At 47.3% G+C, this 22,511-nt stretch carries 20 protein-coding genes, 1 tRNA gene and 1 other annotated feature; of the genes, 17 read left to right on the forward strand and 4 right to left on the reverse strand.

Annotated elements, in window-relative coordinates; translation table 11 throughout:
* The 8 genes from dnaA (at position 1) to QRD89_RS00060 (ending at position 10,320) form a co-directional block, all read left to right on the forward strand.
* Positions 1 to 1,356 carry a chromosomal replication initiator protein DnaA gene (gene dnaA / locus QRD89_RS00025; RefSeq protein ID WP_008636174.1) on the forward strand — a complete coding sequence of 452 codons (1,356 nt, stop codon included), beginning with the start codon at positions 1 to 3 and terminating at the stop codon, positions 1,354 to 1,356.
* A 175-nt stretch (positions 1,357 to 1,531) separates the two neighbouring features.
* Positions 1,532 to 2,671, forward strand: a complete 1,140-nt coding sequence (dnaN, locus tag QRD89_RS00030) for a DNA polymerase III subunit beta (protein ID WP_286096075.1) — start codon at positions 1,532 to 1,534, stop codon at positions 2,669 to 2,671.
* Positions 2,672 to 2,842: 171 nt separating this feature from the next.
* Positions 2,843 to 3,064 (forward strand): S4 domain-containing protein YaaA, encoded by a 222-nt coding sequence (yaaA, locus tag QRD89_RS00035; protein ID WP_008636171.1) that lies wholly within the window; start codon positions 2,843 to 2,845, stop codon positions 3,062 to 3,064.
* 17 nt (positions 3,065 to 3,081) lie between these two features.
* Positions 3,082 to 4,200, forward strand: a complete 1,119-nt coding sequence (gene recF, locus QRD89_RS00040) for a DNA replication/repair protein RecF (protein WP_008636170.1) — start codon at positions 3,082 to 3,084, stop codon at positions 4,198 to 4,200.
* 9 nt (positions 4,201 to 4,209) lie between these two features.
* A complete protein-coding gene (gene remB / locus QRD89_RS00045; protein ID WP_008636169.1) occupies positions 4,210 to 4,488 on the forward strand; it encodes an extracellular matrix regulator RemB in 279 nt (92 codons plus the stop codon).
* 76 nt (positions 4,489 to 4,564) lie between these two features.
* On the forward strand, positions 4,565 to 6,487 hold the full coding sequence (gene gyrB / locus QRD89_RS00050) for a DNA topoisomerase (ATP-hydrolyzing) subunit B (protein ID WP_008636168.1): 1,923 nt from the start codon (positions 4,565 to 4,567) through the stop codon (positions 6,485 to 6,487).
* A gap of 111 nt (positions 6,488 to 6,598) precedes the next feature.
* Positions 6,599 to 9,148, forward strand: a complete 2,550-nt coding sequence (gene gyrA, locus QRD89_RS00055; RefSeq protein WP_008636167.1) for a DNA gyrase subunit A — start codon at positions 6,599 to 6,601, stop codon at positions 9,146 to 9,148.
* 74 nt (positions 9,149 to 9,222) lie between these two features.
* Positions 9,223 to 10,320 carry an HD-GYP domain-containing protein gene (locus tag QRD89_RS00060; RefSeq protein ID WP_062515210.1) on the forward strand — a complete coding sequence of 366 codons (1,098 nt, stop codon included), beginning with the start codon at positions 9,223 to 9,225 and terminating at the stop codon, positions 10,318 to 10,320.
* Between the two features lie 17 nt (positions 10,321 to 10,337).
* On the opposite strand, the gene QRD89_RS00065 is transcribed toward QRD89_RS00060, so the two are convergent.
* Positions 10,338 to 11,054 carry a YaaC family protein gene (locus QRD89_RS00065; protein WP_286096077.1) on the reverse strand — a complete coding sequence of 239 codons (717 nt, stop codon included), beginning with the start codon at positions 11,052 to 11,054 and terminating at the stop codon, positions 10,338 to 10,340.
* A 174-nt stretch (positions 11,055 to 11,228) separates the two neighbouring features.
* On the opposite strand from QRD89_RS00065, the gene guaB reads away from it, so the two are divergent.
* The 6 genes from guaB (at position 11,229) to QRD89_RS00095 (ending at position 17,709) form a co-directional block, all read left to right on the forward strand.
* Positions 11,229 to 12,698, forward strand: coding sequence for an IMP dehydrogenase (gene guaB / locus QRD89_RS00070; RefSeq protein ID WP_286096078.1), 1,470 nt, complete (start codon positions 11,229 to 11,231; stop codon positions 12,696 to 12,698).
* Between the two features lie 105 nt (positions 12,699 to 12,803).
* Positions 12,804 to 14,138: a serine hydrolase gene (locus QRD89_RS00075; RefSeq protein WP_008636159.1), complete on the forward strand. Its 1,335-nt coding sequence runs from the start codon at positions 12,804 to 12,806 to the stop codon at positions 14,136 to 14,138.
* 124 nt (positions 14,139 to 14,262) lie between these two features.
* Complete coding sequence (pdxS, locus tag QRD89_RS00080) at positions 14,263 to 15,147, forward strand: pyridoxal 5'-phosphate synthase lyase subunit PdxS (RefSeq protein WP_286096080.1); 885 nt, start codon at positions 14,263 to 14,265, stop codon at positions 15,145 to 15,147.
* A gap of 18 nt (positions 15,148 to 15,165) precedes the next feature.
* The gene (gene pdxT / locus QRD89_RS00085; protein ID WP_286096081.1) at positions 15,166 to 15,756 is read left to right on the forward strand and encodes a pyridoxal 5'-phosphate synthase glutaminase subunit PdxT; all 591 of its coding nucleotides are present in this window, start codon (positions 15,166 to 15,168) and stop codon (positions 15,754 to 15,756) included.
* A 38-nt stretch (positions 15,757 to 15,794) separates the two neighbouring features.
* Positions 15,795 to 16,018 (forward strand) — a binding site (T-box leader).
* A 55-nt stretch (positions 16,019 to 16,073) separates the two neighbouring features.
* Positions 16,074 to 17,351, forward strand: a complete 1,278-nt coding sequence (gene serS / locus QRD89_RS00090; RefSeq protein ID WP_008636146.1) for a serine--tRNA ligase — start codon at positions 16,074 to 16,076, stop codon at positions 17,349 to 17,351.
* Between the two features lie 265 nt (positions 17,352 to 17,616).
* A tRNA-Ser gene (locus QRD89_RS00095) sits at positions 17,617 to 17,709 on the forward strand.
* A gap of 208 nt (positions 17,710 to 17,917) precedes the next feature.
* Here QRD89_RS00095 and QRD89_RS00100 read toward each other — a convergent pair.
* On the reverse strand, positions 17,918 to 18,280 hold the full coding sequence (locus QRD89_RS00100; RefSeq protein WP_026577620.1) for a winged helix-turn-helix transcriptional regulator: 363 nt from the start codon (positions 18,278 to 18,280) through the stop codon (positions 17,918 to 17,920).
* Between the two features lie 252 nt (positions 18,281 to 18,532).
* On the opposite strand from QRD89_RS00100, the gene QRD89_RS00105 reads away from it, so the two are divergent.
* The 3 genes from QRD89_RS00105 (at position 18,533) to QRD89_RS00115 (ending at position 20,900) form a co-directional block, all read left to right on the forward strand.
* The gene (locus QRD89_RS00105; RefSeq protein ID WP_286096082.1) at positions 18,533 to 19,741 is read left to right on the forward strand and encodes an MFS transporter; all 1,209 of its coding nucleotides are present in this window, start codon (positions 18,533 to 18,535) and stop codon (positions 19,739 to 19,741) included.
* Between the two features lie 63 nt (positions 19,742 to 19,804).
* The gene (locus tag QRD89_RS00110; protein ID WP_008636134.1) at positions 19,805 to 20,416 is read left to right on the forward strand and encodes an NAD(P)-dependent oxidoreductase; all 612 of its coding nucleotides are present in this window, start codon (positions 19,805 to 19,807) and stop codon (positions 20,414 to 20,416) included.
* Positions 20,417 to 20,432: 16 nt separating this feature from the next.
* Complete coding sequence (locus QRD89_RS00115) at positions 20,433 to 20,900, forward strand: NUDIX hydrolase (protein WP_026577618.1); 468 nt, start codon at positions 20,433 to 20,435, stop codon at positions 20,898 to 20,900.
* A gap of 218 nt (positions 20,901 to 21,118) precedes the next feature.
* Here the strand turns inward: QRD89_RS00115 and QRD89_RS00120 are convergent, their stop codons facing one another.
* Together QRD89_RS00120 and QRD89_RS00125 are read right to left on the reverse strand one after the other, a co-directional pair.
* Positions 21,119 to 21,802, reverse strand: coding sequence for a deoxynucleoside kinase (locus QRD89_RS00120; RefSeq protein ID WP_286096083.1), 684 nt, complete (start codon positions 21,800 to 21,802; stop codon positions 21,119 to 21,121).
* The gene (locus QRD89_RS00125) at positions 21,799 to 22,440 is read right to left on the reverse strand and encodes a deoxynucleoside kinase (protein WP_008636130.1); all 642 of its coding nucleotides are present in this window, start codon (positions 22,438 to 22,440) and stop codon (positions 21,799 to 21,801) included. Before QRD89_RS00125 ends, QRD89_RS00120 begins: the two co-directional genes overlap by 4 nt.
* Positions 22,441 to 22,511 lie beyond the last annotated feature (71 nt).

Below are 22,511 nucleotides of genomic sequence, written 5' to 3' on the forward strand. Positions count from 1 at the left end.
TTGGAGAACATCGATGAATTATGGACGAATACGTTGGATCAGATCAAAGAGAAAATCAGCAAGCCCAGCTTCGAGACGTGGCTGAAGGCGACAAAAGCCGACTCTTTGAACGAAAATACGTTAACTATTGTTGCTCCGAATGAATTCGCCAGAGACTGGCTTGAAAATCAATATGAAGGTCTTATAACGGAGACGTTATATGAAGTGACAGGAGCAGAATTAGATACAAAATTCATCATTCCGGAATCGAAGGACGACTCGCTTGAAGATGTAAAACTCTCTTCTAAAAAGGTTCCGAATGTGAAGAATAACGGCAATGAAGAGTCTCCGCAGAGCATGTTGAACTCAAAATACACGTTCGACACGTTCGTCATCGGTTCCGGAAACCGTTTCGCCCATGCAGCGTCGCTCGCTGTAGCAGAAGCTCCGGCCAAAGCGTATAATCCGCTGTTCATCTATGGAGGGGTAGGACTTGGCAAGACTCACTTGATGCACGCTATCGGTCACTATGTACTAGACCACAATCCGAATGCGAAAGTGGTTTATTTGTCATCAGAAAAGTTCACGAACGAGTTCATCAACTCGATCCGTGATAACAAAGCGGTCAATTTCCGTAATAAATACCGCAGCGTCGATGTACTTCTCATTGATGATATTCAATTCCTGGCGGGGAAAGAACAGACGCAGGAGGAGTTCTTCCATACGTTCAATACACTCCATGAGGAAAGCAAGCAGATCGTCATCTCCAGTGACCGGCCGCCGAAGGAGATTCCGACATTGGAAGATCGTCTGCGATCCCGTTTTGAATGGGGCCTGATCACCGATATCACCCCTCCAGACCTGGAGACGAGAATTGCGATCTTAAGGAAGAAAGCGAAAGCAGACGGGCTCGACATACCGAATGAAGTGATGCTTTATATCGCAAACCAGATCGATACGAACATCCGTGAACTGGAAGGAGCATTGATCCGTGTCGTCGCTTATTCCTCTTTAATCAACAGCGACATTAATGCATCCCTGGCAGCAGAGGCGCTGAAGGATATCATCCCGAGCTCGAAACCGAAAGTAATTACGATTGAAGCTATTCAGGAAATGGTCGGCGAGAAATATAATGTAAGATTAGAAGATTTCCCTGCGAAGAAGCGGACGAAATCCGTGGCATTCCCGCGACAGATCGCTATGTATCTATCAAGAGAGCTGACGGACTTCTCTCTGCCGAAAATCGGCGAAGAATTCGGAGGCCGTGACCATACGACAGTCATTCACGCCCACGAGAAGATTTCCAGAATGGTGGCAGATGACCAGCAGCTCCAAAAAGAGTTGGAAGAAATCAAGGAACAGCTCAAGTCTCATTAAGTGGATAATGTGAATAACGGTTGCACGTTCATCAACAGTCTGTCCACATGTGGATAACCTAGGCACATAAGCGTTTAATAAAGATATCCACATTTCCACAGCGCATACTAGTACTATTACTACTTTTTTTTAATAATAATAATTAAATATATGCTCATTAGGAGGAGTGTATGCAATGAAATTTATAATCCAGAGGGATCAATTGATCGAGAGTGTCCAGAATGTCATGAAGGCCATATCTTCAAGAACAACTATCCCGATACTCACAGGAATGAAAATAGAAGCGAGTACTTCAGGAATTAAATTGACGGGTAGTAACTCTGATATTTCAATTGAGTCGTTCATTCCACAAGAAGAAGACGGAATCGTATATGTAGAGAATATTGAACCGGGGAGCATTGTTCTTCAGGCGAAGTACTTCCCTGACATCGTAAGAAAGCTTCCACAAAATACGGTGGAAATTGAAAGTGATAACTCAAGAAACGTAACTATTCGCTCTGGAAGTGCGGAATTTCATCTGAACGGACAAGACCCGGAAGAATATCCACAGCTCCCTCAGCTGCATACAGAGGACAGCTTTGAACTGCCGATCGATCTGTTGAAGAATTTGATTCGTCAAACAGTCTTTGCTGTGTCCACTTCCGAAACGCGTCCGATTTTGACAGGGGTACATGTACGGATGGAAGAAGGGGAACTTGAGTTCATCGCAACAGACAGCCACCGTCTTGCATCTCGTAAGCTTCCATTGGAGCAGCCGGCAGGTACGACGCTTCCACCCATTGTCATTCCAGGGAAAAGCCTGACGGAATTGAACAAGATTCTGGCTGATTCGGAAGATACCATTGAAATCAGTGTGACAGACAACCAAGTGTTGTTCCGGACGAAGCACCTGTACTTCTTGTCCCGTTTATTGGATGGGAACTATCCGGAAACATCCCGACTCATTCCGGATCACAGCAAAACGATCGTTCAAATCGACACGAAGGAACTTCTCCAGTCTGTCGATCGTGCCTCTCTTCTAGCGAAAGAGAACCGCAACAATGTCGTTCGTCTGATGACAAAAGAAAACAATCATCTCGAAATTACAGGAAATTCTCCGGAAGTCGGTAACGTCGTCGAAGAAGTTTTGGCGAATGATGTCGAAGGGGAAGACTTGAAAATTTCGTTCAGTGCGAAATATATGATGGACGCTTTAAAAGCGGTGGATTATGATCAGGTGAAGGTCGAATTTACCGGAGCGATGCGTCCGTTCTTGATCCGTCCCGTAGACGACGATCAAATCCTCCAGCTGATCCTTCCGGTACGGACATACTGATCAGACCGGGGCAGAATAGTATTTACAAAGGTGTGGTTATGGACTCCATAATGGCACCTTTTTTTATTTCCTTCCTGAAATAGGAACCGGAAGAAACGGGAAGTACTTTCTTTACAAACTTTTCTTTAGTAAAATGGAGAATAGGTTAATTCATGGAATAGGGTGGATAAAATGAGCGAACAAATCGGTATCACGACAGAATACATTCCTCTCGGTCAATTTCTAAAATTGGCGAACATTGTCGAATCCGGAGGAATGGTGAAGATTTTTCTGGCAGAATTCGAGGTGTATGTCAACGGGGAACCGGAAAACCGCCGTGGGCGCAAACTGTACCTGGGAGATACAGTAGAAATAGAACAATTCGGCAGCTACACCGTTGTCCAGGAAGGGTAACGGGATACCCCTTACTTATGCATATCAAGGAACTGTCCCTGAGATCGTACCGGAATTATGATGATCTCTCCCTGACTTTCGACCATAAGATCAACGTCATCATTGGTGAAAATGCCCAGGGTAAAACCAATTTGATGGAAGCGATCTATGTCTTAGCGTTCACTCGTTCACACCGGACGCCGAGAGATAAAGAATTGATACAGTGGGATCAAGAGTATGGTAAAATAAAAGGTAGTATTTCTAAACGGAATCAACGCTTTCCCCTTGAAATCATCATTTCCAATAAAGGGAAAAAAGCGAAGTTGAATCATATGGAACAAAAGCGTTTGAGTGACTATATCGGCGCTTTGAATGTCGTCATGTTTGCACCTGAGGATCTCAATCTTGTCAAAGGGAGTCCTCAGGTGCGTCGTCGGTTTATCGACATGGAAATCGGGCAGATCCAGCCAAGGTATATTTATCACCTCGGACAGTATCAAAAAATACTCAAGCAGCGAAATCATTTATTGAAAGACCTGCAGAGAAAGCCGGGGGCAGACCGGACGATGCTTGCCGTCCTTACAGAGCAGCTGATGGAACACGCAGCGACGATCGTCGAGCGGAGGTTCAAGTTCCTTCAGCTTCTTCGTTCATGGGCGGCTCCGATCCATGAAGGGATCAGCCGACAGCTGGAACAATTACAAATTTCCTATGATGCGAGTGTGAAAGTATCAGAGGATATGAATTTGGAAACAATAAAGAAGACATATTCGGAAAAGTTCGCGGAAATAGAAGCAAAAGAGGTGGAACGCGGCACCACGCTTGCCGGTCCGCACCGGGACGATCTCTTGTTCTATGTTAACGGGAAGGATGTTCAGACGTACGGCTCCCAAGGCCAGCAGCGGACGACGGCGTTGTCTTTGAAACTCGCAGAAATCGAATTGATTCACAGCGAAGTGGGAGAATACCCGATTCTTCTGTTGGATGACGTGCTCAGCGAGCTGGATGACTTCCGTCAGTCCCACCTGCTTCATACGATCCAAGGGAAAGTGCAGACGTTCGTTTCGACGACGAGCATTGAAGGGATCGAACATGAGGCGTTGGAGGAGGCTGCGATATTCCGTGTCCGTGAAGGAACGATAGACGTTGAGAAATGAGGTGGAGGAATGTTTATTCACATCGGGGATGACCATGTGATTCATTCGGAAGACGTAGTGGCGATCATCGATAACAGCTTGATTTCTTCTTCTTCGATCATCGAGGAGTTTATTTTCAATCAGCGAAAAAACAGACAGGTTATTGAAACAGAAGATCATCAAGCGAAGTCTATCGTCATAACGAACGATGTGATCTACTTCAGTCCACTGTCTGTTTTCACGTTGAAGAAACGTGCCAATATGATGACGACCTTAAGCAAGCTTGAGGATTTCTCGGAGGAAACATAAAGAAACAAGCGATAGATTCAGTCAGCAGTCCTAAAGGATTTAATGCAAAACCACTTGAGAAATGTAGGTGAGTACCATGAAGGAAGATATTATCGAAGAACAACAGGCGTATGATGAGAGTCAAATACAGGTACTGGAAGGGTTGGAGGCTGTTCGGAAACGTCCGGGAATGTACATCGGATCGACGAACGAAAAGGGCCTTCACCACCTCGTATGGGAGATTGTCGATAACAGTATTGACGAAGCGATGGCCGGTTACTGTGACCATATTGAAGTTGCCATTGAAGAGGATAACAGCATCACGGTTACAGATAATGGGCGCGGTATCCCTGTAGGTATTCAGGAAAAGACCGGTCGTCCTGCCGTAGAGACGATCCTGACCGTTCTCCACGCCGGCGGTAAATTCGGCGGCGGAGGATACAAAGTGTCCGGAGGTCTGCACGGGGTGGGAGCTTCTGTCGTGAACGCCTTATCAACGAAGCTGGAAGTATTCGTTCACCGGGATGGGAACATTTATTACCAGGCCTACCACCGCGGTGTACCTGCGGATGATTTGAAAGTGATCGGTGAGACAGACATTACTGGAACACGCATCACATTCAAGCCTGATGAAGAGATCTTCTCAGAAACGCAGGAGTATAAGTTCGAAATCCTGGCCAACCGTCTGCGTGAGCTTGCTTTCCTGAATAAAGGATTGACGATAACGATCGATGATAAACGTACGGATGAAGATCCGGTCCAATATCATTTCGAAGGTGGGATCCTTTCCTACGTCGAACACATGAACCGTACGCGTGAAGTACTGCATGATGCCTTTTTCATCGAAGGCGAGCAGGATGAAATCTCCATCGAAATCGCAATGCAGTACAATGATGGATTCGCAAGCAATATCTATTCCTACGCGAACAACATCCATACCTATGAAGGTGGAACACATGAATCCGGGTTCAAGACAGGACTGACGCGTGTCATTAACGACTACGCCCGCAAGAACAACATGTTCAAGGAGACCGATCCGAACTTGACCGGGGACGACGTCCGGGAAGGACTGACAGCGATCATCTCGCTCAAACACCCGGATCCGCAGTTTGAGGGACAGACGAAGACGAAACTTGGGAACAGTGAAGCGAGAACCGTGACGGACGCCTTGTTCTCAGAGAATTTCTCCAGATTCCTTTTTGAAAACCCGCAAATGGCGAAAACGATTGTCGAGAAGGGCCTGATGGCTTCAAGAGCAAGAATGGCAGCGAAGAAAGCCAGGGAATTGACCCGCCGTAAGAGCGCGTTGGAAGTATCCAACCTGCCTGGTAAATTAGCAGACTGTTCTTCCAAAGATGCCAAAATATCAGAACTGTACATCGTTGAGGGTGACTCTGCCGGAGGTTCAGCAAAGCAGGGCCGTGACAGGCACTTCCAAGCTATTCTTCCATTGAGAGGTAAGATCATCAACGTAGAGAAAGCGCGCCTGGATAAGATTCTTTCCAACAACGAAATCAGAACAATCATTACGGCGCTCGGTACGGGAATCGGTGAAGATTTCGACATAGAGAAAGCCCGTTACCATAAGATCGTCATCATGACGGATGCCGATGTCGACGGTGCCCATATCCGTACATTGCTGCTGACGTTCTTCTATCGTTACATGCGTCCTCTGATCGAAAAAGGCTATATTTACATCGCCCAGCCGCCGCTGTATAAGATCCAGCAGGGGAAAGCGACGTACTATACCTACAGCGACAAAGGGCTTGATTCCATGCTTGCCCAGCTTTCTGCTTCACCGAAACCAGGGATTCAGCGTTACAAGGGACTTGGAGAGATGAACCCGGAACAGCTGTGGGAGACGACGATGGATCCGGAAACCCGTTCGATGCTTCAGGTGAATCTGGAAGATGCGATGGGCGCTGATGAAACATTTGATATCCTGATGGGAGACAAAGTCGAACCGCGTCGTAACTTCATTCAGGAAAATGCCCAGTATGTACAGAATCTTGATGTGTAAATAGATAGATCAGCAGTCTTTTTCTTTTCCACCAGTTTGGATGGGAGGGAAGAGGAGGGAGCAGCCTTTTGCGGCTGCTTCTCTTTGAAAGGCAACTAGGAGGTAGAAAGAATGGTCGATCAACCCGAACGCCCGCGCGTGCAGGAAATCAATATCAGTCAGGAAATGAGAACCTCTTTCCTGGACTATGCGATGAGTGTTATCGTCGCCCGTGCCCTTCCGGATGTAAGGGATGGATTGAAGCCTGTACACCGGAGAATATTGTATGCCATGCATGACCTTGGAATGCACGCAGATAAAGCTTATAAGAAATCGGCTCGTATCGTAGGGGAAGTTATCGGTAAGTATCACCCGCACGGAGATTCCGCTGTTTACGATACGATGGTCCGTATGGCTCAGGATTTCAACTACCGTTACATGCTTGTAGACGGTCACGGTAACTTCGGTTCTGTGGACGGGGACGCCGCAGCCGCCATGCGTTACACAGAGGCCCGAATGTCTAAAATCTCGATGGAGATCCTTCGTGATATCAACAAGGATACGATCGATTACAATGACAACTATGATGGTACCGAGCGTGAACCAGCCGTTCTGCCATCTAAATTCCCGAACTTGCTCGTGAACGGAGGAGCGGGAATTGCTGTCGGTATGGCGACAAACATCCCTCCCCACCAGTTGGGGGAAGTCATCGACGCAGTCCTTGCCTTGAGTAAGGATGAGGATATTACGATCCAGGAATTGATGGAAAATCATATTTACGGCCCGGATTTCCCTACTGCCGGTAAGATCCTTGGCTTGAGCGGTATCCGTAAAGCCTATGAAACTGGGAAAGGCTCGATTACCGTTCGTGCCAAAGTCGATATTGAAGAACAGGCGAACGGCAAAACACGTCTGCTTGTCACAGAGCTTCCATACCAGGTGAACAAAGCCCGTCTTGTAGAGAAGATCGCCGATCTTGCCCGTGATAAGAAGATTGACGGTATCACCGATCTTCGTGACGAGTCTGACCGGAACGGAATGCGTGTCGTTATCGAGCTTCGCAGAGATGTGAATCCGAACGTCCTCTTGAATAATTTGTATAAAATGACAGCTCTGCAGTCTACTTTCGGCATCAACATCCTTGCTCTCGTTGACGGCCATCCGAAGGTCCTCAACCTTAAGCAGTGTCTGGAGCATTACTTAGAGCACCAGAAGGTCGTTATCAGACGACGTACAGAATTCGAACTGAAAAAAGCGGAAGCGCGTGCCCACATTTTGGCGGGGCTGCGTATCGCACTTGATCATCTGGATGAAGTGATCGCGCTGATTCGTGAATCGCAGACGACAGACATTGCGAGAAACGGCTTGATGGAACGATTCGGTCTTTCAGAGAAACAAGCCCAAGCGATTCTTGATATGCGCCTTCAGCGTTTGACTGGTCTTGAAAGAGAGAAGATCGAAGAAGAGTACCAGGAGCTTATCAAGCATATTGCCGAATTGAAGGCAATCCTGGCCGATGACGAGAAGGTTCTTGAGATAATTCGTGGAGAGCTCCTCGACATCAAAGAGCGTTACAATGATGAGCGCCGTACAGAAATCGTCCTTGGCGGTACAGACTTTATTGAAGATGAAGACCTGATTCCGGAAGAGACGGTCATCGTGACATTGACTCACCAGGGATACGTGAAACGTCTTCCTGCAACCACGTATCGTTCCCAGCGCCGCGGAGGACGCGGAGTACAGGGAATGGGCACTCATGAAGAAGATTTCGTGGAACACCTGCTTTCTACTTCTACTCACAATACGCTGTTGTTCTTCTCCAACAAAGGGAAGGTTTACAAGGCAAAAGGGTATGAAGTACCGGAATTCAGCCGTACTGCGAAAGGAATCCCGATCATCAACATGCTGAATATCGAGCAGGATGAATGGATCAATGCCGTCATCGCTGTCGAAGATTTCGTAGATGACTGGTACCTCGTCTTCACAACGAGAAACGGGATTACGAAACGGACGACATTGTCCCAGTTCGCCAATATTCGTAAAGGCGGTCTGATCGCCCTCGGTCTTCGGGAAGATGATGAACTTATCTCCGTTCGTCTTACGGATGGATCGAAGGATATCATGATCGGAACAAGGAACGGATATCTGATCCGGTTCAATGAAGACCAGATTCGTCCAATGGGCCGTACAGCAGCTGGTGTGAAGGGAATTTCCCTCCGTGACGATGACCACGTCGTTTCCATGGAAATCCTTGATGACTCCCTGCAGGTATTGACCGTAACGACGAATGGCTACGGAAAGCGTACCCCTGCGAGTGATTACAGAATTACAAACCGTGGTGGTAAAGGAATCATCACGTGTAATCTGACAGATAAGAACGGTCATGTTGTATCAACAAAAGCCGTAAACGGTGAAGAGGATATCATGATCATCACAGCAAGCGGTGTCTTGATCCGCATGCCGATGGAAAGTATTTCCGAAACAGGACGTAACACACAAGGAGTCCGCCTGATCCGTCTTGGAGATGGAGAAGAAGTGGCGACTGTCGCCCGGGTTGAATCCGAGAAAGAGGAAGAAGAACTGTTGGAAGAAGCAATGGAAGCAGAAGCCGAAATGCAGGCGGAGCAGGAAGCTTCGGAAACAGAATCTGAATCCGGTAACGATCCTACAGAAGAGTCGTAAGCTTAAATACCGTCGCCTGTCGTTCCTTAGCGGCAGGCGGCTTTTTTATTTCTACAAGAGAGGTGGAAGTACGTATGAGAGTGAGTCCAGGGCAGTTGACACCGGGATGCATCATCGTTCAAGACGTGAAAGGACGTACACAGCGACCGATCATTCCGAAAAATACCATCGTTCAACCGGTTCATATCGAAGTTTTGAAGAAGTTTCAAATCCCTTACATAGAAATATCCCACAAGCGTTCCGACGGCACACCGTTCATTCCTCAGCAAGACACAGACACAGAAACAGAACAACCGATATCCAATACGCCTTCTCCCTCTTCTGTTATACTGCATACTTTCGAGGAGCAGTACTTGGATGCCGTTCAATCCTATAAGGAATGGTACAATTCCTGGCAGGCCGGGTCCGCCGTCGATATTCAAGAAGTAAGGCGGATCATGGTGCCCCTGCTTGAGAAGTCGGTAGAATCAAAACCGGACATCTTTACACTTCATCATCATTCGACAGCTGTTGATTATATGTATCATCACGGAGTGGCGACCGGCCTCTTATCCGGCTATGTGGCTTCAAAGATGGGATACAGCTATGGAGAATGGATTCAGGTAGGGCTTGCAGGGGCACTGGCTGATGCAGGAATGGCCCGGATCGATAAACGGATAACCAGTAAAGAAGCTGCACTCACCGAAACGGAATACAGTCAGGTGAAGAATCATCCCGCCTTATCCTACCGAATGACAGAGAAAATCGCTTCGTTAAGCAAGGAGTCGAAGCTTGCGATCCTCCAGCACCATGAGCGGATGGACGGGACCGGATATCCACTTGGCCTGCATCACGACAAGATTCACATGTTCAGTCAAATCCTTGCCGTCAGTGACATGTACCATGCCATGACGTCCGAGCGCCATTACAGGGAACGGCGTTCTCCGTTTCTAGTACTCGAGGAAATGCTGCAGAAGCAGATGGGACGGTATCACCAGGAAGTCATTCAAACCTTAGCCAAAGAACTGACAGGCTACTCAATTGGTACGAAGGTACGACTTTCCGATAACAGTAAAGCGGATATTCTCTTTGTAGATGAACAGGATCCAGTCAGACCGATTGTTCAAAGTAACGATTCCATTATAAATTTAAAAGAACACTTGGATTTATATATTGAAGAAGTCTATGAATAAAGAAAAGACCAGTGACGTCATGGAACCGATGACCACTGGTCTTTCATCCACAAAGAAATCAATTCCGGAATTCTTTCCGAAGCGGTTTCGAGGAAATGCAGAATGAAGACGTAATCCTCTCTGTCCTTCATCTGCTCCATCTCCCCCCACCACTCGCCCTCATAACGGACAAGCATACTTAAATTGTAGAGGACGGCGAAGTAACGAAGCAGCTCCGGCCAGTTTTCATCCGGTTCTTTGGCTTTTTCCTCTTTCCATTGATAGATGGTGTCCATCGCCGGAAGCGGTCGGAGCAGTTCATCCATCGATACTTTCTCTTTGTTCGAGGAGAATTGAAAAAGATGATGCGCCGCGTGCTGAAACAAGCCGTGGGGCTGGATCCTTATATCATCTTCAAGAAACCGGTAATGCTGTTTTTTTCTTTTTCTCGTAGATAACCCGTGGGCAAGCACTTTTGCCGTTGCTGGATAACCAGGGTCGACCGTAAGCAGGCAGCTCTTCATAAAGTGGTTTAGTCCGTAATAGAACAGGAGAGGCTTTACGCTGAGCGGTGTCTGAAGAGCCGTCCGCCAGTAGTCGCCGCCGAGAAGTAACCCGTATTGGAAACGTTCGGCGTTGTTATAGGCGTGATGCTCCGCTTTGTGATGTCCGATTTTGTCATAGCAAGCCTGAAGAAACGGGCGGGAATGGGCAGTGACCTGCAGATAGGTCAGAATCGTATCGTGATTTGGCAACGCTTCCTCTCCTTTCCACTGTTACAAGGGAGTTTCTCCCAATATTTTTATGGTTGAAAAAGCACTATCATTGTCGTATTGTAAATAACAATAAGTAATTAATGTTGCGAATGTACCACTTATTTTACCCACTTTCACCCAAACTATTTGAAGGAAGAAAAGGAGAGGTCAAGCATGCGTGAAGACAAGTTTACTAAAGAAGGTTTAACATTTGACGATGTACTGCTTTTGCCTGCGAAATCAGATGTCCTGCCGCGTGATGTTTCTTTAGCGACAGAACTATCCCCGACGCTTCGGTTGAATATGCCGATCATCAGTGCCGGTATGGATACGGTTACGGAAGCAGCGATGGCGATCGGCATGGCACGACAAGGCGGTCTTGGTGTCATTCATAAGAATATGTCGATCGAAGAACAAGCCGAGCATGTCGATCGTGTGAAGCGATCCGAGAGCGGCGTCATCACGAATCCATTCTATCTATCACCGGAACATCAGGTTTTTGATGCCGAACACTTGATGGGCAAGTTCCGTATTTCCGGTGTACCGATCGTAAACAATGAAGAAGAACAGAAACTTGTCGGAATCTTGACGAACCGTGACCTTCGCTTCATCGAAAACTACTCCATTCCGATCCGTGAAGTCATGACAAGCGAAAACCTGGTCACAGCTCCTGTCGGCACGACATTGGATGAAGCGGAGAAGATCCTTCAGCAATACAAGATCGAGAAGCTTCCGATGGTCGATAACCAAGGCGTACTGAAAGGCTTGATTACCATCAAGGATATCGAGAAGGTCATCGAATTCCCGAACTCTGCGAAAGATTCTCAAGGACGTCTGCTTGTTGCCGCAGCGGTAGGTGTCACAGCAGACGCCATGACTCGAATTGATAAACTTGTGGATGCCGGCGTCGATGCCCTTGTCGTCGATACGGCTCACGGCCATTCCCAAGGGGTTATCGGACAAGTGAAACGTATCCGCGACCGTCACCCTGAAATCAATATCATTGCCGGAAACGTAGCGACTCCGGAAGCGACACGCGAATTGATCGAAGCAGGTGCGGATGTCGTGAAGGTCGGAATCGGACCTGGATCCATCTGTACGACCCGCGTCGTAGCAGGAGTCGGAGTTCCTCAAATCACTGCCATTCATGATTGTGCAACGGAAGCTGCCCGCCACGGCAAACCGATCATCGCAGACGGTGGTATCAAGTATTCCGGAGATATCGTCAAGGCGCTTGCATCTGGTGGACATGCTGTTATGCTAGGCAGTCTTCTGGCAGGTGTAACAGAAAGCCCTGGTGAAACGGAAATTTTCCAAGGCCGACGCTTTAAAGTGTATCGCGGTATGGGATCTGTCGGCGCGATGGAATCCGGATCGAAAGACCGATATTTCCAAAATGAGCAGGAAGCGAAGAAACTGGTACCGGAAGGAATCGAAGGCCGCATGCCTTATAAAGGGCCGCTTGCGGATACGATCCATCAGCTTCTCGGCGGACTACGCTCCGGTATGGGCTATTGCGGCACACCGACAATCGACGCACTAAGGAACGATTCCCAGTTCATCCGTATCACAGGTGCAGGCCTGAAAGAGAGCCATCCGCATGACGTACAGATTACGAAAGAGGCGCCAAACTACTCCGTTTGACCCTCTGTATATCCGATAGACAGGGACTTTTCCCTGTCTATTCTTTTATATACGCATGTGATAAAATAACGAGGATGCATATTTTAAGGGTGGAGGTCGAGAAAGTTGAAACAAAGATTGAGAGCATCAGTGGCCATGACTATGGTCGTGCTTATGACAGTGTTTGCCGTATTTATGAGTCCATTGAGTACATATGCAAGCACCGTTGACGTTGGGGCGAAATCAGCGATCCTCGTTGATGCAGACACAGGGAAGATTTTGTATGAAAAAGAGGCAGATTTAACTCTACCTCCAGCAAGTATGACGAAGATGATGACAGAGTATCTCGTTTTGGAAGCGATTGATGAAGGAAGAATCAGCTGGGATACGACGACACAAATCAGTCCTTATGCTTATGAAATATCCGCCAACCCTGAATATTCAGGTGTCGGGTTAAAAATGAATAAAGATTATACGGTACGAGAACTATATGAAGCGATGGCGATCAACTCGGATAACGCCACGACGATTACACTGGCCGAGCTGGTTGGTGGAAGTGAAGGCGAATTCGTCAAAATGATGAATGAAAAAGCCAAGGAATTAGGTCTTCCGGATTATGAATTCGTGAACGCTTCTGGATTAGATAACGCCCACCTCGGGGATAACCACCCAGAAGGAACGGCGGCAGATGGAGTCAACATGCTTTCTGCGAAATCCGCTGCCACGCTTGCTTATCACCTGATCAATAATTATCCGCAGGCACTGGAAATCTCCAGTCAGCCAACATTGGAATTCGAAGGAAAAACCGTCACGAACTGGAACTGGATGCTTCCGGGAATGCCTGGAGAGAACTTGAAGCAGTTCGAATATGAAGGCATGGACGGCTTGAAAACCGGCTATACCGAGCTTGCGGGCAATACCTTTACAGGAACAGCTGAACGGGACGGTGTACGTCTGATTTCCGTCGTTATGAAATCAGAAACCCGTGAGAGCCGTTTCCAGCAGACAGCCGAACTGTTGGATTACGGATTCCAGCAATTCTCCCGCCAGGAACTATTCCCGGCAGGATATGCGAAAGAGGAAGAATCGACCGTTTCTGTTGCTAAAGGAAAAGAAGACAGTGTCGCTATTGAAACAAGCGAAGCATTAAGCACCATGGTGAAGAATGCCGAAGAAGATCAATACACACTGGAGTACAAGTTGGATAAGGACAAGCTGAATGAAGATGGAGAACTTGTCGCCCCGGTCAAAAAGGGAGACAAAGTCGGAACGGCCGTTCTTGTTTATAACGGGGAAGATAACTACAGCAACCTTGTTTCTGATGAAGGGGAGACCGTTGAACTCGTCGCTGCGGAAGACGTCGATAAATCAAACTGGTTCATGCTGATGCTTGGAGCAATCGGCCAATTCTTTGCGGATATCTTCACTGGTGCCGTAGATATGGTCAAAGGTTGGTTCTAACATAAAAAAAACCTACATATTTTGTAGGATTTAAAGCGGTAATGCGTTACAATAGAGGATAAGAATCTATGATTCAAAAAATTTAAAATGCTTGAAACATATAGCTGTCAGGGAGGAATATATCATGTCACAAACAGGTACGGATCGCGTCAAACGCGGAATGGCCGAAATGCAAAAAGGTGGCGTCATCATGGACGTCGTAAACGCAGAGCAAGCAAAAATCGCGGAAGAGGCCGGCGCAGTAGCCGTTATGGCTCTTGAACGTGTACCAGCAGACATCCGTGCTGCAGGTGGAGTCGCTCGTATGGCGGATCCAACGATCGTAGAAGAAGTCATGAATGCTGTTTCTATTCCGGTAATGGCTAAAGCACGTATCGGTCACATCACAGAAGCTCGTGTCCTTGAAGCGATGGGTGTGGATTATATCGATGAGAGTGAAGTACTGACTCTAGCTGATGAAATCTACCACATCAAGAAAGATGACTACACGGTTCCTTTCGTTTGTGGATGCCGTAACATCGGAGAAGCGACTCGTCGTATCCGTGAAGGAGCTTCCATGCTTCGTACGAAAGGTGAGCCTGGTACAGGAAACATCGTGGAAGCAGTAAGCCACATGCGTCAAGTACAATCAGAAATTCGTAAACTTCGCGGTCTGTCTGAAGATGAAGTCATGGTATTTGCTAAAGAAAACGGCGCACCGTTCGATCTTCTTATGGAAATCCGTGAAGAAGGCCGTCTTCCTGTTGTAAACTTTGCAGCTGGTGGAATTGCTACTCCGGCTGATGCGGCTCTTATGATGGAGCTTGGAGCAGACGGTGTATTCGTTGGATCCGGTATCTTCAAGTCCAACAACCCTGAGAAATTCGCTCGTGCGATCGTAGAAGCGACGACTCACTATACGGACTACAAACTGATTGGTGAGCTGTCCAAAGACTTGGGTACAGCGATGAAAGGGATGGAAATCTCTACTCTTACACCTGATCAGCGCATGCAGGAACGCAGCCAGTAAGTAAAGGAGAATGACATCATGACTACAATCGGTGTATTAGGTTTACAAGGCGCTTTTCGTGAGCATGTTCGTTCTGTCGAGGCATCAGGAGCAGAAGCTGTCGTCGTTAAGAAGAAGGAACAGCTGGAACAAATCGACGGTTTGATCATTCCCGGTGGAGAGAGCACAACCATCCGCCGGTTGATTGACAAATACGATTTCCTTGAGCCGATCCGTCAATTCGGAAAAGCGGGGAAGCCGATCTTCGGTACGTGTGCCGGCCTGATTCTCCTTGCATCTGAAATCGACGGTTCCTATGATGTCCACCTCGGTCTGATGGATATCAAAGTACGCCGCAATGCTTTCGGCCGACAGCGGGAAAGCTTTGAAGCGGATCTTGATATCGATGGGGTAGCGGAAGGATTCAATGCGGTCTTCATCCGTGCTCCTTATATCGAAGGTGTCGGTGAAGAAACGAAAGTGCTGGCCCGCTATGACGGACATATCGTCGCAGCTCAGCAGGACCAGTACCTGGCATGTTCTTTCCACCCTGAATTGACAGATGACCACCGCATCACGGCTCATTTTGTGAAAATGGTGGAGAACTCCCGTAAAACACTTGCATTATAATTTTAAATCCGCTAATCTTATGTAACACAACCTTTATAATTAACGCGATGATAGGAAATAGTAGCACGTCCCTTCTCCTTGAAGAGAGTCAGTGGCTGGTGAGAACTGACGGGGAAGCCGTGTGAATCCATCCTTGAGTTGTGCAGCCGAAGTCCAGTAAGCTGTACCGGTGCTCACCGTTATGAGTAGAAGCCGGAAGGTCATGGTACCTTCAACTTGGGTGGTATCGCGGGAAGCATATAGGAAAGCTCTCGTCCCTTTATATAAGGGACGGGAGTTTTTTTTATAGGCAGAAAAATAACAAGGAGGAATAGATGATGTTAGACATGAAGTATCTGCGTCAGAACTTTGACGAAGTAAAAGCGAAGCTGCAAAACCGCGGGGAAGACTTGTCTGATCTGGATGCATTCGGTGATCTCGACAGTAAACGCCGGGAGCTGATTCAGGAAACAGAAGAGCTGAAAGCGAAAAGGAATGAAGTCTCCAAGGAAATCTCCCAGCTGAAGAAAGCGAAGGAAGATGCGGACGATAAGATTAAGGAAATGCGCGAAGTCGGCGATCGTATCAAAACGCTTGATACAGAATGGAAAGAAGTCGAGGAGAAATTGGAAACGATGCTGTTATCTATTCCGAACATTCCTCACGAAAGTGTTCCTGTCGGAGAAGATGAAGACGACAACCAGGAAGCGAGAAAATGGGGAGAACTCCCTGCCTTCAACTTTGAAGCGAAGCCGCACTGGGACGTGGCGACAGACCTTGGTATGCTGGACTTCGAGCGTGCCTCTAAAGTGACGGGAAGCCGTTTCGTATTCTACAAAGGCCTTGGTGCCCGCTTGGAGCGTGCCCTGCTCAACTTCATGATGGACCTTCATTCTGATGAGCACGGATATCAGGAGATGCTGCCACCACAAATGGTTAATCGTACCTCTATGACTGGTACAGGCCAGCTTCCGAAGTTCGAAGAAGATGCCTTTAAGATTCAGGACTGGGATTATTACCTCGTTCCAACGGCAGAGGTTCCAGTTACGAACTTCCACAGGGAAGAAATATTAAGTGCAGCAGATCTTCCACAGAAGTTTGTCGCTTTCAGCACCAACTTCCGTTCTGAAGCAGGTTCTGCCGGCCGCGATACCCGCGGACTCATCCGCCAGCACCAATTCAACAAAGTCGAGCTTGTCCAGCTTGCCAAGCCGGAGGATTCTTACGATGTATTGGAAGAACTCACCGGTCATGCGGAGAAAGTACTCCAGCTGTTGAAACTTCCTTACCGTGTCATGAGCATGTGCACAGGCGATCTTGGTTTCACAGCAGCGAAGAAATACGATATCGAAGTGTGGATCCCGAGTCAGGAAACATACCGCGAAATCAGCTCCTGCTCTAACTTTGAAGATTTCCAGGCGCGTCGAGCCGGTATCCGTTTCCGCCGTGACGAGAAAGCGAAGCCGGAATTCGTCCATACACTGAATGGTTCCGGACTTGCCATCGGTCGTACCGTTGCAGCGATCTTGGAAAACTATCAGCAGGAAGATGGTTCTGTCGTCGTGCCGGAAGTGCTTCGTCCATATATGGGTGGCAAAGACGTCATCAGCAAATAAGAGAAAAAACCGTACAGATCCTGTCTGTACGGTTTTTTTCAGCAATGAGACCCTGGAAGAGCAAAACGATCAGGAGGGTCATCCGCATCATAGAAAGCTCATCGTGTTCATCGGCATCGGAAGTTGTCGATTTTAGTTGACGAAGGCAATACGGATTTTGTATAATAACAAAGCAGTCATTATTCCGGGGGTTTTTTAGGGAAAATCTTCAGGATGTATTGACGAAAGAGATGATAAATGGTAATATATTTATTGTCGGTCATACGGAGGAGTACCCAAGTTTGGCTGAAGGGAGCGGTCTTGAAAACCGCCAGGGGCTTTACGGCTCGCGGGGGTTCGAATCCCTCCTCCTCCGCCATTATTATTATCAACAATTGCGCATAAAAATTGGAGATTATAGAACAGAAATCGTTACGTCATGTAACGATTTTTTTTATGCTTAAAATTAGAGGCGTCCTCTTTAGGTTACGGCAAATAAAAATCCCTCCATGGATCAGGAGGGATTTTTATTAATATGAATGCACTGTCTGCAAGGAGCCTGCTCCAAGCAATGGTTATCTGTCCTTCTATACTTTTTCTAATTCCTCTGTGTCCAGTAGCACATCTTCTTTGTTCGGGTACGTATTCTCGATATGCTGTTCACCCCATTCGCAAAGCATGTCGAGGGCACCTTTCAACGTCCATCCATATTCCGTCAGTTCATATTCTACCTTCGGTGGTACTTGATTATAAACGATGCGGTTCAGGACGCCGTCTGCTTCCAATTCACGAAGCTGCTGAGTCAGCATCTTTTGTGTGATGCCGGGCATCAAGCGTTTCAATTCGGACGTGCGCCTTTTCTTTTTGATCAAGTGACAGAGGATGACGACCTTCCATTTACCTCCGATGACTTCCAATGCAGCCTCTACAGGGATGTTGTACTTGGCCATGTCTAACTCTCCTTCCCTAAGGTACTTTTTAGACGGTACAGTTTATAATTGCTATACACTAAATTACCATGGTTCGACCTGTTTGGCTATTTTTTTATCTCGGTAGAACCCTTGGTGTGTCATAAATGTTACTTATAAGTTCCTATAGCACCCGGAAGTGCGTACTTCTCAAGTCATGGAAAAGCAGGCATAATCGTTTCTAGAAACGAAAGGCGCCTCGTTTTGATCATGAAAAGAGGAGGTAGGAACAGAATGAGTTCCCAATCACAAGGTGTCGGAAAGGCATCCATTCAAACAAAAGAAAACGGCAATACGTTTGCATTATTAGCTCTTGCGATCAGTGCTTTTGGTATCGGAACGACAGAATTCGTTCCAGTCGGCCTGCTTTCTTCCCTTGCAGGTGACTTATCTATTTCCATTACACTTGCCGGTTTGTTGATCTCCGGTTATGCGGTGGGGGTTGCCGTCGGTGCTCCTGTTTTGACTGCTTTAACAAGTAGAATGGGTAGAAAGCATCTGCTTATGGCACTTATGATAATTTTTATTATAGGTAATTCCATCGCTGCTTTATCGTCCAGTTTCGGTATATTGTTGGCTGCGCGGGTAATTACGGCTTTTTCTCATGGTATTTTCTTTTCCATCGGTTCGACCATTGCAGCAAGTCTTGTCCCTGAGAATAAGCGGGCAAGTGCAATTGCCTTTATGTTTACAGGATTGACGGTAGCCACGGTAACAGGGGTCCCGCTCGGTACTTTCATCGGTCAGCACTTCGGCTGGAGGGCGACCTTCGCCGGTGTGGCTTTACTTGGTGTGATCGGCATCATTGCAAGTGCTTTACTTGTGCCGAAAGATTTGGAGGAAGCACCACCCTCCAAATTCTCGGATCAAATGAAAATATTAAAGAACAGTAAGATTATACTTGCTTTCCTTATAACGGCTCTCGGGTATGGTGGAACATTTGTTGCGTTTACCTATCTGGCTCCACTGTTAGAGGATATCACCGGCTTTGCTCCCAGCCTTGTCAGTGTCATCCTGCTCGTTTACGGAGTGGCAGTGGCGATCGGTAACACGGTCGGCGGTAAGCTTTCCAACCGTAACCCGTTGAAGGCGTTGTTCTGGATGTTCGTCTTTCAGGCAGTGGTTCTGATCGTGCTTACTTTTGCCATTCCATTCAAGGCCGTCAGTCTAATCGTTCTTTTCCTGATGGGACTGTTTGCATTTATGAACGTTCCTGCTTTGCAGATACTAGTGGTTCAGCTGGCGGAGAAATACGTCCCTTCTGCTGTCAATGTCGCCTCCGCTTTGAATATTGCGGCCTTTAATGTCGGTATTGCCATCGGTTCCTTTGTCGGTGGGTTGATTGTAGATTCCATCGGTCTGATCCATACACCTTGGATCGGCGGTATAATGGTTATTGGTGCTGTTCTATTCACCGCTCTCCTGAGACGGATGGAGAGCTGAATGCTGGTTTCCCAACACCTCCAAGTTATAATAGAGTAGAAGGAAGTCTTGGAGGTGGAATTTATGAAAATCGTTGTATTTGGTGCGACTGGAGGAACGGGTCTTTCCTTTGTGAAACAGGCACTTGAATCAGGCCATGAGGTAACCGCCTTTGTACGGACACCGGATAAATGGATGCTTGTCCATGAGCGCCTGCGTGTCGTAGAGGGAGATGCCCTCGACAGAGAAGCCGTTTCCGCTGTAATGGAAGGACAGGAAGCTGTCGTATCGTGTCTCGGATCTGACAGCCTGAAACAGAAGGATAATCTGGAAAGAATGGCGGGGAATCTCGTTCGGGGCATGCTTGAACATCGCATTTCCCGTATTCTGTACGTTGCTTCTGCCGGTATTTATAAAGAGATCCCAGGCTTTACAGGGTGGATGTCCCGGCTTATTTTGAAGAACGTCCTTAAGGATCACAGCCAGGCGGTCAATGCCATTATGGCAGCAGGACTCGATTATACGATCGCCCGTCCGATGCGCCTCGATGACGGTGGTGTGACAAAGATGTACCGTACTTCGCCTACAGTTCCTAAGGATGGAAGAAGAATCAATCGGGGCGACGTCGCTCATTTCCTCCTGAAGGCTTTGGAAGAAGGCCGTCACCTAAAAGAAACCGTCGGCCTGGCCAACTGACAGGGGAGGTCGTCTGATGGGTTATGTTCAGGAACTTCGCGCCCTTGTCGGTCATCGCCCGCTGATACTTGTCGGTTCTGTTGTCATCGTGAGGAACGAAGAAGGGAAAATACTTCTCCAGCAGCGTCGTTCTCCGCACGGCGTCTGGGGGCTTCCCGGCGGATTAATGGAGCTTGGCGAAAGCACAGAGCAGGTCGCTCGCAGGGAAGTCTATGAGGAAACCGGTTTGACGCTTGGTACTCTTTCCTTGATGGATGTCTATTCGGGGGAAGATCAGTACAGCAAAGTGGAAAACGGTGATGAATTCTATGTCGTCACAACCGTTTATCACACGCAGGAGTACAGCGGGATATTAAGACGAAACGAAGAATCGCTGCAGCTTGCATTTATAGATCCTGAAGCGCTTCCGGACCGGATGGTCGGAAGCCACCGGAATATGATACAGGCATTCCTATCTAAACAAAAACAACCGCGGCCGGACTAATGTCCGGAGCGGTTGTTTTTTCTTTTATACAAAACGAGTATCGTCCAAGTGAACAGTAAACAAAACAGACTAAGAATAAACAAGCTGACAGTCGCTGTAGAAACAGGCATGCTGGTGCTCCCTCCTGTTTATCATGATAAGCATAGGAAGTGATGAAACGTTGGATTTCATAAATACTTTATAAAAAACCCCCTTCCGTTTGGAAGGGGGTGAGAATCTTATGTGAGCAGACGGGTGGAACGCCATTTGCGTGATTCCTGGATGAAGTGGCCGATTTTCTCTAATACCGGTTCAATGCTTGATTCATCGTTCAAAACATCATAGTCGGCGATGTTCAGACGAAGAACGGGGCAGGAATTGAAATTGTCGATCCAATTATCGTAACGCTTAAACATTTCTTCCCAATATTCGACAGGAGTTTCCTGTTCCATCGGCCGGCCTCGTTCTTTGATGCGGGAAAGGATATCTTCAAAAGAACCTTCCAGGTAAATGAGAAGGTCAGGATGAGGGAAGTACGGTGTCATGACCATTGCATCAAACAGATTGCGGTAGGTTTCATAATCCGTTTCCGACATCGTTCCTTTCTCGTAGTGCATCCGGGCGAAGATCCCGGTATCTTCATAGATGGAACGGTCCTGGATGAAGCCGCCTCCGTATTCGAAGATTTTCTTCTGTTCCTTGAAGCGTTCGGCGAGGAAGTAAATTTGCAGATGGAAACTCCAGCGTTCGAAATCCTGATAGAATTTATCAAGATACGGGTTCGTATCCACCTTTTCAAAGGAGGTACGGAATTGGAGGGCATCAGCAATGGCATTTGTCATCGTAGACTTTCCAACTCCAACTGTACCGGCGATTGTTATGACGCTGTCATGTGGTATACCATAGCGTTCACGTGCATTCATTTGATTACTTCTCCTTTATTCAAGTGTTGTTCCACGAGTCCGACAATTTGGTCGAGGTCGTCCTGTCGCTTTACGAAGTCAAGCTCATCCCCGTTCAATCGGATAACCGGTATGTCCGGATTCTCCCTCTCAAAATGCTGCATGAACGCATCGTAATCTTTAGAGAGCTGCTCCAAATAAGACGGTTGGATGTTTGCTTCTACATCACGATTGCGCATCCGGATCCTGTCCATTAATGTGTCCAGACTTGCATGCAGATAGACGACCATATTCGGTTTCGGCATGTCGTGAGTAAGAATGTCAAAAATCCGGGCGTATTTGTCGAACTGATCCTCTCTCAGGGTGCGTCTTGCAAAGATCATGTTTTTAGATATATGGTAATCGGCAACGACAGGTTTTCCAAGCTGCAAGTATTTGCGTTCAATGTCTTCCAGCTGCTTGAAACGGTTGCATAGAAAGAACATTTCTGTTTGGAAACTCCATTCCTCGATATCATCATAGAATTTGCCTAAAAACGGATTTTCCTCCACGATTTCTTTCAACAAATGAAAGTCAAATTGGGCGGCGAGCTTTTTAGACAAAGACGTCTTCCCGACCCCTATGGGCCCTTCGACGGAAATGAAAGGCAGGTCCCCCATGGTTTCTCCTCCTTCAAACTCTTTTCACTATTTCAACGCAGTGCTCAGCAGCATCCGCGGTTATCTTACAA

Source organism: Halobacillus sp. ACCC02827, assembly GCF_030291935.1.
Classification (GTDB): Bacteria; Bacillota; Bacilli; order Bacillales; family Halobacillaceae; genus Halobacillus.

Bases quoted from the DNA above. Each gene is read 5' to 3' on its own strand.
- dnaN (WP_286096075.1), top strand. From the start codon at position 1,532: ATGAAATTTATAATCCAGAGGGATCAATTGATCGAGAGTGTCCAGAAT.
- yaaA (WP_008636171.1), top strand. From the start codon at position 2,843: ATGAGCGAACAAATCGGTATCACGACAGAATACATTCCTCTCGGTCAA.
- recF (WP_008636170.1), top strand. From the start codon at position 3,082: ATGCATATCAAGGAACTGTCCCTGAGATCGTACCGGAATTATGATGAT.
- remB (WP_008636169.1), top strand. From the start codon at position 4,210: ATGTTTATTCACATCGGGGATGACCATGTGATTCATTCGGAAGACGTA.
- gyrB (WP_008636168.1), top strand. From the start codon at position 4,565: ATGAAGGAAGATATTATCGAAGAACAACAGGCGTATGATGAGAGTCAA.
- gyrA (WP_008636167.1), top strand. From the start codon at position 6,599: ATGGTCGATCAACCCGAACGCCCGCGCGTGCAGGAAATCAATATCAGT.
- QRD89_RS00060 (WP_062515210.1), top strand. From the start codon at position 9,223: ATGAGAGTGAGTCCAGGGCAGTTGACACCGGGATGCATCATCGTTCAA.
- guaB (WP_286096078.1), top strand. From the start codon at position 11,229: ATGCGTGAAGACAAGTTTACTAAAGAAGGTTTAACATTTGACGATGTA.
- pdxS (WP_286096080.1), top strand. From the start codon at position 14,263: ATGTCACAAACAGGTACGGATCGCGTCAAACGCGGAATGGCCGAAATG.
- pdxT (WP_286096081.1), top strand. From the start codon at position 15,166: ATGACTACAATCGGTGTATTAGGTTTACAAGGCGCTTTTCGTGAGCAT.
- serS (WP_008636146.1), top strand. From the start codon at position 16,074: ATGTTAGACATGAAGTATCTGCGTCAGAACTTTGACGAAGTAAAAGCG.
- QRD89_RS00100 (WP_026577620.1), bottom strand. From the start codon at position 18,280: ATGGCCAAGTACAACATCCCTGTAGAGGCTGCATTGGAAGTCATCGGA.
- QRD89_RS00105 (WP_286096082.1), top strand. From the start codon at position 18,533: ATGAGTTCCCAATCACAAGGTGTCGGAAAGGCATCCATTCAAACAAAA.
- QRD89_RS00110 (WP_008636134.1), top strand. From the start codon at position 19,805: ATGAAAATCGTTGTATTTGGTGCGACTGGAGGAACGGGTCTTTCCTTT.
- QRD89_RS00115 (WP_026577618.1), top strand. From the start codon at position 20,433: ATGGGTTATGTTCAGGAACTTCGCGCCCTTGTCGGTCATCGCCCGCTG.
- QRD89_RS00120 (WP_286096083.1), bottom strand. From the start codon at position 21,802: ATGAATGCACGTGAACGCTATGGTATACCACATGACAGCGTCATAACA.
- QRD89_RS00125 (WP_008636130.1), bottom strand. From the start codon at position 22,440: ATGGGGGACCTGCCTTTCATTTCCGTCGAAGGGCCCATAGGGGTCGGG.